Below are 13,973 nucleotides of genomic sequence, written 5' to 3'. Positions count from 1 at the left end.
GTTCACGTACGGTCCGGAGTGGCGGACAGGCCCGCGGCGGCTTCCGCGTGGGAGAGCACGGCGGCGCAGTCCAGTTCGCCGAGGCCCGCTTCGGCGGCGGCGATCAGCGTCTCGTGGGTGGCGTCGCAGACGGGCGTGGCGACGCCGAGGCGGTCGCCCTCCGCGGTGGCCAGCCGGAGGTCCTTGCGCATCAGGTCGAGCCGGAACTGCGGGTCGCCGTAGAACCGGCGGCGCATCACGCCGGCCTTGAAGCGCATCACCGGCGAGCTGAAGCCGCTCTCACTGATCATCTGGAGGGCCAGGTCGCGGTCGATGCCGGCCGCCTGGGCCAGCGTCACGGACTCGGCGAGCACCTGCATCTCCACGCCCATGAGCACGTTGAGCATCACCTTGGCGGTGGCGCCGAGGCCGCTCGGGCCGAGGTGGCGGATCTCCTTCGCGAGCGGCTCGATCACGGTGCTCAGCCGGTCGAAGGTCTCCGCCGATCCGCCGACCATGAAGCGGAGTTCGCCGTCCTTGGCGTGCTGGCCGTTGCCGATGATGCAGGCGTCGACGGCGCTGCGGCCGCGGCCGGCCACCCGTTCGGCCACCGACCGGGCGAAGTCCGGGGAGACGGTGCTGGTGTCCATCACGATGCCGTGCGCGGGCAGCGTCTCCAGGACGCCGCCGGGGCCGAAGAGCTGCTCGTCGACGGCGGCCTCGGAGGCGAGGCTGAGCAGGACCACGTCGACCCGCTCGGCCAGCGCGGCCGGGGTGTCGGCGACCTCCGCGCCGCGGGCGGCGAACGGCGCGGTGCGCTCGGGGGTGCGGTTGTGGACCACGATCCGGTGGCCCTGGTCGAGCAGTCGGGAGGCCATGCCGCCGCCCATCACACCGAGGCCGATGACGCCGATCCTGGTCACCGGCGGGATGCTGGGGGCGTCGGCGGGCGGGAGGTCCCGGGAGAGTGCACGCCGCTGCTGGCTGGGTATGTCGGCCATGGAGTCGACCCGCTTCCTGGTGGGCTGGTCGCGCCGGGACTCCCGGCGCTCGGAGTGCGGCGGGGAAGGCCGTGCCAGGCACCCCGCCCCACCGCGGCCGGGGTGCCGACTACCCGTCCAGACTAGCGGGTGAACACTCACTCCGCATCGCCTTTCGGCGTCCGTTTCGAGCCGTACCGAACGCTGACGTGGCGTCAAATCACCGCCCGGACACGACTCCTCCCCCACCGCCCGGACCGGACGGAGGGGGAGGAGTGCGCAGCGGCGGGACACCGGTCCAGCGACCGTCAGCCGGCCGCGGCCTCCGGGCGCGCACCGGGGCCGGAGGCCTCCGGACGCCCACCGCCCTGGCCGGCCTGCGCGCCCTGGCCACCCGGCCCACCGGGGGCGCCCTGCGCGCCGACGCCCTGGGCACCCGGGGCGCCGGGGGCACCCTGACCGCCCTGCGCGCCCTGCCACTGACCGCCGCCGGGGCCGCCCTGGCCCTGGTGCTGACCACCCGGGCCGCCGGGGCCGCCCTGGCCACCGGGACCACCGGGGCCGCCCTTGCCGCCGGGGGCACCCATCGGCGCGCGCATCGGACGCTCCTGGAGGAAGACCACCACCAGCGCACCGAGCAGCGCCACCACCATGCCGACCAGGTAGACCACGTGCAGCGATTGGGCCAGCGCGTCGGACACGCCGTCGCGCACCGGCTCGGGCAGCGCCCGGACCTTGGCGGGAGCGGTCAGCACACCGTCCGTGCCGAGCCGCTCCAGCGCCTCGGCCGGCACCTTCTTCGGCAGCCAGTCGCGCAGCTGCGAGTTGAGGATGGCACCGAAGACGGTGACGCCCATCGCGCCACCGAGCGAGCGGAAGAAGTTCGCCGCGGCCGTGGCCACGCCCAACTGCCGCATCTCGACCGAGTTCTGGACCGCCACGATGAGCACCTGGCTCACCATGCCGAAGCCGATGCCGAACACGGCCAGGAAGCCTCCGGCCGCGACCTCCGAGGAGTCGGCCTTGAGCGTCGACATCAGGTACAGGCCCAGCGACATCACCAGCAGACCCAGGATCGGGAACAGCTTGTACTTGCCGGTGGCCGCGACCACCTTGCCGGAGATGGTCAGGCTGACCACGGTGGCGAGCATCATCGGGACCAGCAGCAGGCCGGACTCGGTGGCCGTGTCACCGTTGGCGACCTGAAGGAAGAGCGGGGTGTAGACGGTCGCCACGAAGAGCGAGATCGAGGTCAGGAAGAGACCCAGGGTGGCCACCAGGACCACCGGGTCCTTGAAGAGAGCCAGCGGGACGACCGGCTCGGCGGCCCGCTTCTCCTGGAGCACGAAGCCGACCAGCAGCACCACGGCGAGCACCAGCAGGCCGATGACCTGCACCGAGCCCCACGCGTACTGGTCGCCGGCCCAGACCGAGACCAGCAGGATCGCGACGATCGCGGCACTGAGCAGCGCCGAGCCGAGGTAGTCCAGCTGCTGCTTCTGCCGGTTGACCGGGATCTTCAGGACCGAGCTGACCACGACCAGCGCGACGACGCCGATCGGCAGGTTGATGTAGAAGATCCACGGCCAGGTGAGGTGGTCGACGAAGGCGCCGCCGATCAGCGGGCCGACCACGCCGGCCACCACGAAGCAGGACTGCGCGTAACCCATCCACTTGCCGCGCTCGCGGGGCGAGACGAGCTCCGCGATCAGCGCCATCGCCAGCGCCATCAGACCACCGGCACCGAGACCCTGGAGGGTCCGGAAACCGATCAACTGGCCGATGTTGGCGGAAAGTCCGGACAACGCGGAGCCGAGGAGGAAGATGGTGATGGCCGACTGGAACATCAGCTTGCGGCCGTAGAGGTCGCCCAGCTTGCCCCAGAGCGGCGTCGCGGCCGTGGCCGCGAGCATGTAGGCGGTGACGACCCACGCGAGGTGGGTGACGCCGCCGAGGTCGCCGGCGATGGTCGGCAGGGCCGTCGCCACGATCGTCTGGTCCAGGGCTGCCAGGAACATGGCAAGCACCAGGGCGGCAAAGATCGTCAGGAAGGTCTTCCGTGGGACTTCCGGGGCGGGTGCAGCGTACGGGGCGCTCATTGGGTACTCCTTGAGGAGGCGTCCGCCGGCTCGGAGTCCTTGCTCCGAGCTTGAATTCGTATAGACTATACAATCAAAATTAGCCGTCAAGAGCCAACGTCAAGGGCGGCCACGGTCGCCCGGAAGGGCAGCGAACGATGAGCCAACTCCAGGGGAAAATCGCGCTCGTGACCGGTTCTACCTCCGGGATGGGGGCCGCCACCGCGATCGCGCTGGCCGCCGCCGGAGCGCACGTGGTGGTCTCCGGCCGCCGGGCCGAGCTCGGCGCGGCCGTCGTCGACAGGATCCGCGAGAAGGGCGGGCAGGCGGAGTTCATCGCCGCCGATGTCACCGTGGAGGATGACATCGCCCGCCTCGTGGGTACCACGGTCGAGCGACACGGCCGACTCGACATCGCCTTCAACAACGCGGGCGGCGGCGGGGCGTTCGGCCCGCTGGACCGGGTCCCGGCCGAGGCCTTCGCGGCCGTGATCGCCGTCAACCTCACGGGCACCTACCACGCGCTCAAGCACGAGATCGCCGCCATGCGGGCGAACGGCGGCGGCAGCATCATCAACAACGCCTCCACCGCCGGCGTCCAGGGCACCGCGTTCGGCCTCGGCGCGTACACCGCGGCCAAGCACGGCGTGGTCGGCCTGACCCGGGCCACCGCCCTGGAGGCCGGTCCGGCCGGCATCCGGGTCAACGCGCTGATCACCGGGCCGGTCGACACCGAGGAGTTCCGCCAGCGGGTCGGCGGCCAGCCGGGTGCGCTGGAGCGGGCCGGGTCGGGCACCGCACTGGGCCGGATCGCCACCGAGGAGGAGGTCGCCAACGCGGTCGTCTTCCTGGGCAGCGACGCGGCGAGCTTCATCACCGGTTCGTTGTTCGGCCTGGAGGGCGGCATGACGGCCGGCGTCTCGGCCGGGATGATGCAGCGGCCCGGCGGCGGGCATGGCGGCCCCGGCGGCCGTCCCGGCGGTCCGGGTGCGGGCGGTCCGGGTGCCCCGGGTCAGGGCACTCCGGGTCAGGGCGCTCCGGGTCAGGGTGCTCCGGGTGCTCAGGGCCAGGGCGGCCCCGGCGGCGGCCGGCCGAACGCGGGCTGACCCCGGCCCGGAACCGGTCAGATACCGGGAAAAGCCCATCGCCCCATTGCCAGCGAACCATCCTCGGGCTATTTTTTCGACATGCTCGTAAAAACCACGAGAAACACCGAAGAGTTCATCTCCGAAACCGGTGGGTGGATTGCTGGCAACCCCGTCGAGAATTCCATCCTGCTGACCATGCTGGCAGGTGCGAAGTTCCGCCCGCCGACCGCCCCGCCGATCAGCTGGAGCCGGGTCGAGGACCCGGACTCCGGCAGGACGCCGGTGGTCGGCGCGGCGGCCTTCACACCCCCGCACCTGGTCGTGCTGAGCGGGATGCCGGCGGCGGCCGCGGCCGCGCTCGGCGCCGAGCTGGGCGCCGGCCCCGACCGGCTGCCCGGCGCGATCGGCCCGGACGAGGCCGTCGCCGCGTTCGCCGCCGCATGGTCCGAGGCCTCCGGCCGCCCGGCCCGGGCCGGGCGGCGCGAGCAGGTGCTGAGCCTGTCCGGCCCCGCCGTGACCTCCGACCGGCCGGCCCCGGCCGGGCAGTCCCGCGCCGCCCGGGCCGATGAGCTGGAGCTTTTCACCGACTGGTGCCTGGAGGCCGCACACGGCGCCGGGCTCAGCCGGGAGATCGCCCAGCGGTCGGTCCAGCAGCAGATCTCGTCCGGCCTGCTGCGCGTCTGGGAGCTGTCGGGGCAGGCGGTCGCCATCCTCGGCCGCACCGCCTCCGTCGCGGGCGTGGTGCGCTTCAACCCGATGTTCGTGCGACCCGAGCACCGCCGCGGCGGGTACGGCCGGGCGCTGCTCGGCGAGATGCTGGCCGAGCTGACCGTGCGCGAGTCGGTGATCTGCCTGGCGGTCACCGCGGAGGGCAACAGTGCCATCCGGTCGCTCTTCGAGTCGTTCGGGTTCCGGCCGGCCGGCGGCCTGGCGGAATTCCGATTCGACTGAGCAGGGAATCCCCCCGGGAATTCCCCCGGGGGGAACGCCGGAGGCCCGGATCCGCAAAGGATCCGGGCCCTTTTCCGTGGCACCCCTGGAATTCACCGGAGAATGCGCGGACGGGTATTCCGGGGCGCCTGGTCCGGAGCGTTCCGCCCGGTCGGCGCAGTACCGCCGGACGGGCCGCCACGGGTCCGGCCGACGACGGCCGGGGCGACGGCCGGGCGGCGACGGCCCTCGACGGCCCGACCGGCGACGGCCCGATCCGCGTCTGCCGGACCGGGGGCACCCGGTCCGGCAGACGGCCGGGTCCAGCGGATCCGGCGGACCGGTCGGTCCAGCGGGTCGGCCGGTCCCGCGGGTCGGTCGGTCCCGCGGGACGGTCAGTCCAGCGGGTCGGGATCGGGCACGGCCTCCAGCAGCGAGAAGGCCGTCCCGGTGGCCACCACCCGGTTCAGGCGGTAGCCGCCGCGCCGGAACACCTCGGCGAACTGCTCCTCGGTCCGGACCTCGCCGCTCATGGTGACCAGCATGACCAGGTCGAAGTTCTTCACGAACCGCGGCACGCCCTCGCGGTGCACCAGCTCGGCCGCGACGAAGCGGGCGCCCGGCGAGGCCTCCCGGCACTTGCGCAGCAGCCGCACCAGCGCGTCGTCCGGCCAGGAGTGCCAGACCTGCTTGGTGACGTACGCGCCGATCCCGGCCGGGACGCCGGCGAAGAAGTCGACCGGCTCGAACTCCAGGCGGCCCTGCTCGGCGAGCTTGGCGACGTCCGGCTGGGTCCGGGCCTGCTCGATCACGCTCGGCAGGTCGGCCAGCACGCCGCGGCCGAGGGCGTCGTACTTCTGCAGGATGGCCGCCAGGTAGGTGCCCTGCCCGCCGCCCAGGTCGCAGACCGCGCCGGCCTCGGCGAACTCGGGGTAGGCGGAGACCAGCGCGTCGGCGAGCGCGTCGGTGAAGTCGGTCATCGCCTGGTTGAAGGTGGCGGCCGCACCCGGGTTGCGCTGCAGCCACGGCCAGAGCGCGGTGCCGTGCACCTTCTCGAAGCCGGGCTTTCCGGTGACCAGGCTGTGGTCGAGCGCGCCCCAGGAGGCCCAGAGCCACTCGGCGCCGACCATCCGGGCCATCGCGTCCATCGAGCCCGGCACCCCGGGGCGGAGCAGCTCGGAGAGCCCGGTGTTGGCGAAGACGCCGGGTTCGGTCTCCTCGAAGACACCGTCCTCGGCGAGCAGCCCCAGCACCTTGGCCAGCGGGCCGGCGGCCACCCCGGCGCGCTCGGCGAGCTCGGCGGCGGGCAGCGGGCCGTCGGCCAGCAGCTCGGCGATCCGGTACTCGGCGGCGAGCGCCAGGCAGCGCGGCGTGGACGGGAACATGAGTTCGGAGAGGAACACCGCGCCGGCCGAGGCAGGGGCGGTCTGGGGAACGGCGGTCATAAGGGTGAGGCCTCCCTGCGGGGACCGGGCCGCGGGCGGACGGCGCCCGCGGCCCGAGCGGTCATGGGTGGACGGATCGACGGACCGGACGGCCCTGCGGCGGGTGCGGCCGGGCGGACCCGGCGGCGCACTCGGGGCGGACCGGGCGGACCGGCACCGCGCGGCCCCGGACGGGCCGGGGCCGCACGGCGGTTGCCCGGAAGGGGCTCAGCCCAGCAGGGCGAAGGCGAAGCCGCCGCCCGGGTTGGCCATGAACTTGTTGGTCGGCGGGATCTCACCGCCGGCGGCGATGCCCACCGCCGGACCGGACAGAGCGATCCGGGCCGGGGTGGGGACGGTCTCGGCGTCCCCGGCGGCCAGCTGGCCCCAGTTGTTCCAGCCCCAGCCGAGCACCGAGCCGTCGGCGAGCAGCGCCAGCGCGTGGCCGCCGGTGCCCGGGTTGGCGTCGGTGCCGCCGCCGCTGGCCGCCACCGCCTTGACGCCGGTCAGCCCCGGCACGGGCGCGGGCACCGCCCGGTCGACGGTGGTGCCGTCGCCGAGCTGGCCGCCGTCGTTGAGGCCCCAGGCCGCGACGGTGCCGTCGGCCAGCAGCGCCACCGTGTGGTGGTAGGCGCCGACCAGCTGGGTGATCGGGCCGAGGCCCTGCACCTTCTGCGGGGCGGCCCGGTCGATCGTGGTGCCGTCGCCGAGCTGGCCGCGGTCGTTGAAGCCCCAGACCGAGGCGGAGCCGTCGGCGTGCACGGCCAGGCTGTGGCCGCCGCCGGCGCTCAGCCGGACGGCCGGCTCCAGGCCCTCGATCACGGCCGGGCGCGGCCGGCAGTCGAAGGAGGCGGTCATGTAGGTGCGGACGATCCGGCCCGGGTGGGTCGAGTCCGGGCCGTCGCCCAGCTGGCCGCGGTCGTCGCGGCCCCAGGACCAGACGGTGCCGTCGGCCTTGAGCGCCAGGTTGTGCGCGCCGCCCACGGACAGCTCGACCACGTCCTCCAGGCCCTCGACCCGGACCGGGACGGGCTGCACGCCGAAGTTGGCCTCGCCGAGGGCGCAGAAGAAGCCCGCGCCCCAGGCCCAGACCGTGCCGTCCTCCAGCAGGGCGGCGCTGTGGCCGCCGCCGGCCCCGGCCGAGCGGACCCGGCCGGGCAGGCCGATGGTCCGCACCGGGCTCGCCTGGTTCTCCGTCGAACCGTCGCCGAGCTGGCCGAAGGCGTTGCGCCCGAAGCCCCAGAGCTCGCCGTCGGCGGTCAGCGCCAGCGCGTGGCCGCTGCCGGCCACCACCCGGACCACGCCCTCCAGGCCCTTGATGTCCTGCGCGGCGGCCCGGTGGACGGTCCCGCCGTCGCCGAGCTGGCCGTTGGTGTTGTCACCCCAACTGCTGATGATGCCTGCCATGGTGATGCGACCTCTCAATCGTCGGGGGGCGGTCAGGCCCAGAACTGGTCGACGGCGTACTGGTCCTCGGGGTAGGTCCAGAACTCGGCGATCAGGCCGTCCTGGATGCGCGCCACGTTGACGAACGGCATCTCCAGGCTCTTGCCCTCGCGCTCGTAGCGGGTGAAGACCGTGGCGAAGGCGAACGTGTCGCTGGCGCCGATCTCGTGGATCTCCATCTGGATGCGGCCCTGGCAGATCTCGAACATCCGGCCGGCGAAGGCCAGCGCGGACTCGATGCCCTCGTGCGCGCCGGACAGTTCGCTGGTGCCCGGGTAGTAGTGCACGCAGTCCTTGGTCCAGTAGCCGGCGGCCTTCTGGACGTCGCCCACGGTGAACGCGGCGTAGACCGCCTCCATGAGCTTGGCGTTGGGGTGGTCGACGACCTTCATGACTCTCCTCCTGTGGTGGGTGCCTTGCGGGGCGGGAAGGGGGATGTGACGGGACGTCAGCCCGCGGCGCGGCGGACGACGTCGACCAGGGAGGCCCGGTCCGGGGCGGGGAACGGCGGCGGACCGCTCGCGCCGGCCTGCTTGACCCGCAGCCGGATCTCCTCGTCCTCGTAGAGGCCGGCCGGGTTGTCGAGCGACATCATGGTGCGGGCCAGCCGGCGCCAGACCACCTCGTCGGTGGCGGCCGCCTCGGCGACGGTGCCGAAGGTGATGACGTCCGGCGGCAGCGGCGGGAGCTGCTGGCCGGCGACGGTGGCCCGCCAGAGCCGGGCCCGGCCCGCGTCGTTGCGGACCGCGTCCTCGAACCACGGGCGGAAGGTCCGCCCGGCCAGACCGGCCGCCAGGGCGGCCTGCTCGGCGTCCGGCTCCGGGTGCTCGCGCACCAGGTCGGCCAGGCCGAGCACGTGGGCGAGGGCCAGCGAGACGCCGCGCCCGTACGCCGGGTTGGTGGTGCAGACCGCGTCGGCGACCGGCAGGAAGCCGGGCACCGGCTGCGCGTCCTGGCCGTACAGCCGCAGCGAGTTGTCCAGGCCGCCCATCGCGTGCACCGGCGAGATCGGCTCGGCGACCTCCGGCGACACCCAGGGGGCGAGCAGCGGGGTGGCCCGGACGGCCGCGGTGAACGCGTCCTCGATGCGCAGCGCCTTCAGCTCGGTGTCGTCCGGCAGGACGCCGAAGGAGATGGTGAAGGTGTCGTTGTCGCCGAGGAACATCACGCCGGTGTAGTGGTCCCAGAGCCCGCCGGCGCCGAAGCCGCGGTTGAGCGGTCCGGCCGGGCGCGGGCTCAGCGCGCGGTAGTAGCGGGTGTAGTAGGTGATGTCGGCGCTCTGCGCGACCTGCTCCGGCTCGGCCAGGCCGTGCTCCCGGAGCCACTCGGTGCCCTGCGAGCGGCGGCCGCTCGCGTCGATCACCAGGTCGGCCGCGACGCTGCGGCCGTCCTTGGTGACGACGCCGGTCACCCGGGCGGGGCCGCGGTCGGCCACGGTCAGGCCCCGCACCGTCTCGCCCCGCCGGAAGGAGATCCCCGGCCTGCGCAGCGCCTCCTGACGGAGGATCAGCTCGAAGGTGGAGCGCCGGCTGCCGATCATCCGCAGCTCGGCGTCGGACGGGTGCGGGGTCTTGTCGGCCAGGGTGGGCGGCATCGCCCGGCCCAGCTCGATCTCCCGGGCGCCGGCCGCCACCAGGGCCTGGTGGACGGCGGGCAGCCGGTCGCGCAGCAGGTTGGTGCCGAGCGAGCCGAAGGCGTGCGACTGGTGCATCTGCGGCACGGTGGGCCGCTGCCAGTCGCTGTGCGCCAGGGCGACGGTGTCGGGGGCCTCGTTGGCGTCCCGCTCCAGCACCGTGACGTCGTGCCCGAGGTCGGCGAACGCCAGCGCGGCCACCAGGCCCGCGACGCTGCCACCGATGATCAGTGTCCGTGTCATGACCTCACCCCAGGGTGGTGGTGGGAGTGGAAAGGCTCGCCCGCGGGGTGTCCCGCGAGGTCTCGGCCTGGATGTGGAACCGGATGGACTTCGCGTTGGTGAAGCACTCGCGCATCGGGCGCACCAGGTCCCGGTGCTCCTCGGTCTGCTCCCAGGCCACGAAGTCGTCCAGTGCGCGCCACTCGCTGGTGATCAGCCACTGCTCCGGGTCGGTGGACGACTGGCAGACCTGGTCGCGCACGTGCCCGGGGACACCCTCCGCCACCAGGTGGCGGATCTGCTCGTACGCCTTGAGGAAGTCCTCGCGGCGCTCCTCCTTGACGGTGATGAGGAAGAGCACGCGGCCTCGCGCCGCGCCCTCGTCGACCGGCATGGCGGTCTCCCTTCCGAGGTCGTTGGGGTGGGTCAGGAGTACGCGCGCAGCAGGACGGCGCTGTTGAAGCCGTCGAAGCCGCGGGCGCCGATCAGCGCGGCGCCGACCTCGACGGCCTGCTCCTCGCGGACGAAGGCCAGGTCGCAGCCGTCGGCCGGGCGGGCCGGACCCGCCGAGGGCGGGATCAGGCCGTAGTCCATGGCCAGCACCGCGGTCGCGGCGTCCAGGGCGCTGCCGCCCTGGTAGAGCCGGCCGGTCAGCGGCTTCTGGGTGGTGACGGCGGCCGGTCCGGCCCCGCCGAACACCTCGCGCAGCGCCTGCGCCTCGGAGCGGTCGTACGCGGGGACCCCGACCGCGTCCGGGAAGACCACGTCGACGTCGCCGGGGGTGAGCCCGGCCCGCTCGATCGCGGTGCCCAGCGCGCGGGCGTACTGGCGGACCGATCCGGCGCCGGTCCGGGTGGTGGGGGCGCCGTCCTGGGTGGCGGCCCAGCCGGAGATCTCGGCCCGGATCCGGGCGCCGCGGGCCAGTGCGTGTTCGAGGTCCTCGACCACGAAGACCGCGCCGCCCTCGCCGGGCACGTGGCCGGCCGCGCGCTCGTCGAACGGCAGGTACGCCGCCGCCGGGTCGGTGCCGGTGTAGAGCCGGCCGCCGCGCTGCTGGCAGGCGAGCGCGTACGGGCCGAGCGGTGCCTCGGTGCCGCCCGCGAGCACCACGTCGGCGCCGCGGCGGACCAGGCGGGCGGCGTGCGCCAGGGAGTCGAGGCCGCCGGCGCCCTCCGAGACGAGGACGCTGGACGGGCCCTTGGCCTGGTGCCGGATCGCCAGCTGGCCGACGGTCGCGGCGTAGAACCAGGCGATCGACTGGTACGCGCCGACGGTCCGCGAGGTGTCCGGCTGCCAGAGCCGCTGGAGCTCGCGCTGGCCGAACTGGTTGCCGCCGGACGAGCTCGCCAGCGCGACCGAGAACTTGTACGGCTCGACCACCGACGGGTCCAGCTCGGCCTCGCCGAAGGCCAACTCGGCCGCCGCGTAGGCCAGATGGGTCCAGCGGTCGGTCTGCACCTGGAGCCGGCGCTCGACGTACCGGTTGGCGTCGAAGTCGCCGACCTCGCCGGCCAGCGTGGTCTCGTACGGGGTGGCGTCGAACAGCGTGATCGGGCCGATCCGGCTCTCGCCGCCGCAGACCGTCTTCCAGTGGGCCTCGCTGCCGGTGCCGCTCGGCGCGACCACGCCGACACCGGTGATGACCGCGCGCCGCTCGCTCATCGGGTCCTCCCGAGCTTGGCGAAGAGCATCGCGGACTGGAAGCCGCCGAAGCCGCTGCCGACCGAGAGCGCCGCACCGACCCGCACCTCGCGGGCGGTGTTGGGCGTGTAGTCGAGGTCGCACTCCGGGTCGCGGTTCTGCCAGTTGGCGGTCGGCGGGACGACCCCGCGCTCGACGGCCAGCGCGCAGGCGGCCATCTCGATCGCGCCGATCGCGCCCAGCGAGTGGCCGACCATCGACTTGATGGAGCTGATCGGCACCCCGTACGCGGCGTGGCCGAGCGAGCGCTTGAAGGCGCCGGTCTCGTGCCGGTCGTTCTGCCTGGTCCCGGAGCCGTGCGCACTGATGTAGTGCACGTCCTCGGGGTTGAGCCGGGCCTGGCGCAGCGTGTCGCTGATCGCCTCGGACATCTCCAGTCCGTCCGGGCGCAGGCCGGTCATGTGGAAGGCGTTGCCGCGGTTGGCGTAGCCGACCACCTCGCAGTAGATCCGGGCGCCGCGCCGGCGGGCGTGCTCCAGCTCCTCCAGGACGAGCACCGCGCAGCCCTCGCCGAGCACGAAGCCGTGCCGGTCCCGGTCGAACGGCCGGGAGGCGTGCTCCGGGTCGTCGTTGTCGGGGGTGGTGGCCTTGATCGCGTCGAAGGAGGCGACGGTGACCGGGGAGATCGGCGAGTCGGAGGCCCCGGTGATCATCACCTCGGCCTCGCCGTCCACCAGCAGCTGGTAGGCGTGGCCGATCGCGTCGATCCCGGAGGTGCAGCCGGTGGAGACCACCACGGCCGGGCCGTGCACCGAGTGCCGGGCGGCCACGTCGGCGGCCAGGCTGCTGGGGATCAGGCCCTGGTAGAGGAACGGGCTGGTGACGTCCGGGTCGACCAGCCAGTTCCGGCCGGAGTCGCTGGCCACCACGAACTCGTCCTCCAGGACGATGGTGCCGCCCACGGCGGAGCCGAGCACCACGCCGGTCTCCTCGCGGGTCCGCTCGTCGAGCTCCAGCCCGGCGTCGGTCACCGCCTCCTGGGAGGCGGCCAGCGCGAACTGCACGTAGCGGTCGGCGCGGCGCAGCTCCAGCGGGGTGAGGCCGGCCGCGACGCCGTCGAAGTCGGCCTCGGCGGCGATCTGCGAGCGGAACGCCGACGGGTCGAAGGCGCTGATCCGGCGGGTCGCCGTGCGTCCGGAGGTGATGAGGTTCCAGAAGGTCTCGCGGCTGGTGCCGCCGGGCGCGACCACGCCGATCCCGGTGACCACCACGCGGCGGGCGCCTGCGGAGGGGGATGCGGTCATCGCTCCCCCAGCACTATGTGTCCGTCGTGGGCCTTGGTGCCCGGGCCGTCCTCGGTGTCGACGTGCCCCAGCTCGGGGGACGGCGCCAGCGGGCCGAGGTGGAAGACCGCGAAGGCCTCCTCGGTGCCGGTGTTGCGCAGCCGGTGCCGGACGTCCTTCGGGATGACCAGGCCCTGGCCGGCGAACAGTTCGAACGGCTTGTCGTCCAGGTCGAGGGTCAGCTCGCCGCGGACGAGGAGCACGAACTCCTCGCTGTACGGGTGGTAGTGCTCGCTGATCCGCTCCCCCGGCTGGAGGCGGGCGATCCCCATGAAGCCGGAGGTCGAGCCGACGGTGGCCGGGGAGAGCACCGCGCGGGTCTCGCCGCCGCGCTTCCGGTTGGCGGGGACGTCGTCGATGCCGACGATTCGGTAGTTCCTGACGGCCATGGCGCTCACTCCTCTTCTTCGGCGGGGCCGGCCTGGGCGGTGCCCCGGTCGGCGGCGAGGGCCTCGACCTTGCCGCGGATGATCTCCAGCTGCACGGGCGAGTTGGTGTTGAGGCGGTCGGTCATGCCCTGGTCGTCGACCGGGGCGGCGGGCTTCATCGAGAAGTCCTGGATCCAGGTCATCCGGGTGCCGCCCTCGGGCAGCTCCTCGTAGCGCCAGTGGATCTGCATGTAGGCGAACGGACCGGTCTCGACGCGGTGGGCGTGGACGGTGCGGTCGGCGGCGTTGACGGTCCGGTCGCTGACCCAGCTCCAGATCCGGCCCTCCTCGTCCGGGTGCATGGTGAGCCGGAACCGGACGGTCTCGCCGCGCTGCTCGATGATCTCGGCGGCCGCGTACTCGGTGAACAGCTCGGGCCAGCCGGCGACGTCGTTGGTGACGTCCCAGACGAGCTTGAGCGGGGCCTGGATGACGATGCTGTTCTCGGTGTGTCCGGCCATCGGTCAGCCCACCGCCCCGGCGCCCTGGAGCTGGGCGACGATCTCGTCGACGCTGAGGGCCACGGCGCCGTCCGGGACCTTGAGGCCGTACCGGTCGGCGATCACCGCCTCCAGCTCCAGGACGGCCAGCGAGTCGAGGCCGAGCTCCTCCAGGGGGACGTGCCGGGAGCCCTCGAAGACGTCCGGCGCCGCGCCGGCACTGGTGATGAGGACGTTCTCGATCTCCGCCGCGGTGACGACCGTGGTCGTACCGCCGGCCTGGTGGTCGGTCATGGTGCTGCCTCTCGTTTCTCCGGTGTGGGGACTGCTCCGGGGCGGGG

At 73.6% G+C, this 13,973-nt stretch carries 14 protein-coding genes; 2 read left to right on the top strand and 12 right to left on the bottom strand.

The window, feature by feature from the left end; translation table 11 throughout:
* Positions 1 to 2: 2 nt before the first annotated feature.
* Together OG550_RS25555 and OG550_RS25550 are read right to left on the bottom strand one after the other, a co-directional pair.
* Positions 3 to 980, bottom strand: coding sequence for an NAD(P)-dependent oxidoreductase (locus OG550_RS25555; RefSeq protein ID WP_327681297.1), 978 nt, complete (start codon positions 978 to 980; stop codon positions 3 to 5).
* A 287-nt stretch (positions 981 to 1,267) separates the two neighbouring features.
* Entirely contained in the window at positions 1,268 to 3,058 is a 1,791-nt protein-coding gene (locus OG550_RS25550) for an MDR family MFS transporter (RefSeq protein ID WP_327681295.1), read from the bottom strand.
* A gap of 167 nt (positions 3,059 to 3,225) precedes the next feature.
* On the opposite strand from OG550_RS25550, the gene OG550_RS25545 reads away from it, so the two are divergent.
* Both OG550_RS25545 and OG550_RS25540 read left to right on the top strand, forming a co-directional pair.
* Positions 3,226 to 4,143 (top strand): SDR family NAD(P)-dependent oxidoreductase, encoded by a 918-nt coding sequence (locus OG550_RS25545; RefSeq protein ID WP_327681294.1) that lies wholly within the window; start codon positions 3,226 to 3,228, stop codon positions 4,141 to 4,143.
* Between the two features lie 177 nt (positions 4,144 to 4,320).
* Positions 4,321 to 5,076 (top strand): GNAT family N-acetyltransferase, encoded by a 756-nt coding sequence (locus tag OG550_RS25540; protein WP_327681292.1) that lies wholly within the window; start codon positions 4,321 to 4,323, stop codon positions 5,074 to 5,076.
* Positions 5,077 to 5,450: 374 nt separating this feature from the next.
* Here OG550_RS25540 and OG550_RS25535 read toward each other — a convergent pair whose 3' ends face one another.
* The 10 genes from OG550_RS25535 to OG550_RS25490 all read right to left on the bottom strand — a co-directional run bounded on the left by OG550_RS25535 (position 5,451) and on the right by OG550_RS25490 (position 13,926).
* Complete coding sequence (locus OG550_RS25535) at positions 5,451 to 6,500, bottom strand: ArsR family transcriptional regulator (RefSeq protein WP_327681291.1); 1,050 nt, start codon at positions 6,498 to 6,500, stop codon at positions 5,451 to 5,453.
* Positions 6,501 to 6,707: 207 nt separating this feature from the next.
* A complete protein-coding gene (locus OG550_RS25530) occupies positions 6,708 to 7,886 on the bottom strand; it encodes an RCC1 domain-containing protein (RefSeq protein ID WP_327681290.1) in 1,179 nt (392 codons plus the stop codon).
* 32 nt (positions 7,887 to 7,918) lie between these two features.
* Positions 7,919 to 8,317 (bottom strand): nuclear transport factor 2 family protein, encoded by a 399-nt coding sequence (locus OG550_RS25525; protein WP_327681289.1) that lies wholly within the window; start codon positions 8,315 to 8,317, stop codon positions 7,919 to 7,921.
* A gap of 56 nt (positions 8,318 to 8,373) precedes the next feature.
* Complete coding sequence (locus OG550_RS25520; protein ID WP_327681288.1) at positions 8,374 to 9,801, bottom strand: tryptophan 7-halogenase; 1,428 nt, start codon at positions 9,799 to 9,801, stop codon at positions 8,374 to 8,376.
* 4 nt (positions 9,802 to 9,805) lie between these two features.
* Positions 9,806 to 10,174: an antibiotic biosynthesis monooxygenase family protein gene (locus OG550_RS25515; protein WP_327681287.1), complete on the bottom strand. Its 369-nt coding sequence runs from the start codon at positions 10,172 to 10,174 to the stop codon at positions 9,806 to 9,808.
* A 32-nt stretch (positions 10,175 to 10,206) separates the two neighbouring features.
* A complete protein-coding gene (locus OG550_RS25510) occupies positions 10,207 to 11,442 on the bottom strand; it encodes a beta-ketoacyl synthase N-terminal-like domain-containing protein (protein ID WP_327681286.1) in 1,236 nt (411 codons plus the stop codon).
* Positions 11,439 to 12,725 carry a beta-ketoacyl-[acyl-carrier-protein] synthase family protein gene (locus OG550_RS25505; protein WP_327681285.1) on the bottom strand — a complete coding sequence of 429 codons (1,287 nt, stop codon included), beginning with the start codon at positions 12,723 to 12,725 and terminating at the stop codon, positions 11,439 to 11,441. Before OG550_RS25505 ends, OG550_RS25510 begins: the two co-directional genes overlap by 4 nt.
* Positions 12,722 to 13,153, bottom strand: a complete 432-nt coding sequence (locus OG550_RS25500; RefSeq protein ID WP_327681283.1) for a cupin domain-containing protein — start codon at positions 13,151 to 13,153, stop codon at positions 12,722 to 12,724. Before OG550_RS25500 ends, OG550_RS25505 begins: the two co-directional genes overlap by 4 nt.
* Positions 13,154 to 13,158: 5 nt before the next feature.
* Complete coding sequence (locus OG550_RS25495; protein ID WP_327681281.1) at positions 13,159 to 13,653, bottom strand: SRPBCC family protein; 495 nt, start codon at positions 13,651 to 13,653, stop codon at positions 13,159 to 13,161.
* Between the two features lie 3 nt (positions 13,654 to 13,656).
* Positions 13,657 to 13,926: an acyl carrier protein gene (locus OG550_RS25490; protein ID WP_327681280.1), complete on the bottom strand. Its 270-nt coding sequence runs from the start codon at positions 13,924 to 13,926 to the stop codon at positions 13,657 to 13,659.
* Positions 13,927 to 13,973: the final 47 nt, after the last annotated feature.

It is taken from the genome of Kitasatospora sp. NBC_00458, assembly GCF_036013975.1.
Taxonomy (GTDB): domain Bacteria; phylum Actinomycetota; class Actinomycetes; order Streptomycetales; family Streptomycetaceae; genus Kitasatospora.
Note: the sequence above shows the minus strand (reverse complement) of the source record. Positions and strands in the feature narration are given on the sequence as shown.

What these genes read in the sequence shown, in the direction of transcription:
- OG550_RS25510 (WP_327681286.1), bottom strand. Translation starts at nt 11,442, where the DNA reads ATGAGCGAGCGGCGCGCGGTCATCACCGGTGTCGGCGTGGTCGCGCCG.
- OG550_RS25500 (WP_327681283.1), bottom strand. Translation starts at nt 13,153, where the DNA reads ATGGCCGTCAGGAACTACCGAATCGTCGGCATCGACGACGTCCCCGCC.
- OG550_RS25520 (WP_327681288.1), bottom strand. Translation starts at nt 9,801, where the DNA reads ATGACACGGACACTGATCATCGGTGGCAGCGTCGCGGGCCTGGTGGCC.
- OG550_RS25525 (WP_327681289.1), bottom strand. Translation starts at nt 8,317, where the DNA reads ATGAAGGTCGTCGACCACCCCAACGCCAAGCTCATGGAGGCGGTCTAC.
- OG550_RS25535 (WP_327681291.1), bottom strand. Translation starts at nt 6,500, where the DNA reads ATGACCGCCGTTCCCCAGACCGCCCCTGCCTCGGCCGGCGCGGTGTTC.
- OG550_RS25540 (WP_327681292.1), top strand. Translation starts at nt 4,321, where the DNA reads ATGCTGGCAGGTGCGAAGTTCCGCCCGCCGACCGCCCCGCCGATCAGC.
- OG550_RS25530 (WP_327681290.1), bottom strand. Translation starts at nt 7,886, where the DNA reads ATGGCAGGCATCATCAGCAGTTGGGGTGACAACACCAACGGCCAGCTC.
- OG550_RS25550 (WP_327681295.1), bottom strand. Translation starts at nt 3,058, where the DNA reads ATGAGCGCCCCGTACGCTGCACCCGCCCCGGAAGTCCCACGGAAGACC.
- OG550_RS25490 (WP_327681280.1), bottom strand. Translation starts at nt 13,926, where the DNA reads ATGACCGACCACCAGGCCGGCGGTACGACCACGGTCGTCACCGCGGCG.
- OG550_RS25515 (WP_327681287.1), bottom strand. Translation starts at nt 10,174, where the DNA reads ATGCCGGTCGACGAGGGCGCGGCGCGAGGCCGCGTGCTCTTCCTCATC.
- OG550_RS25505 (WP_327681285.1), bottom strand. Translation starts at nt 12,725, where the DNA reads ATGACCGCATCCCCCTCCGCAGGCGCCCGCCGCGTGGTGGTCACCGGG.
- OG550_RS25495 (WP_327681281.1), bottom strand. Translation starts at nt 13,653, where the DNA reads ATGGCCGGACACACCGAGAACAGCATCGTCATCCAGGCCCCGCTCAAG.
- OG550_RS25555 (WP_327681297.1), bottom strand. Translation starts at nt 980, where the DNA reads ATGGCCGACATACCCAGCCAGCAGCGGCGTGCACTCTCCCGGGACCTC.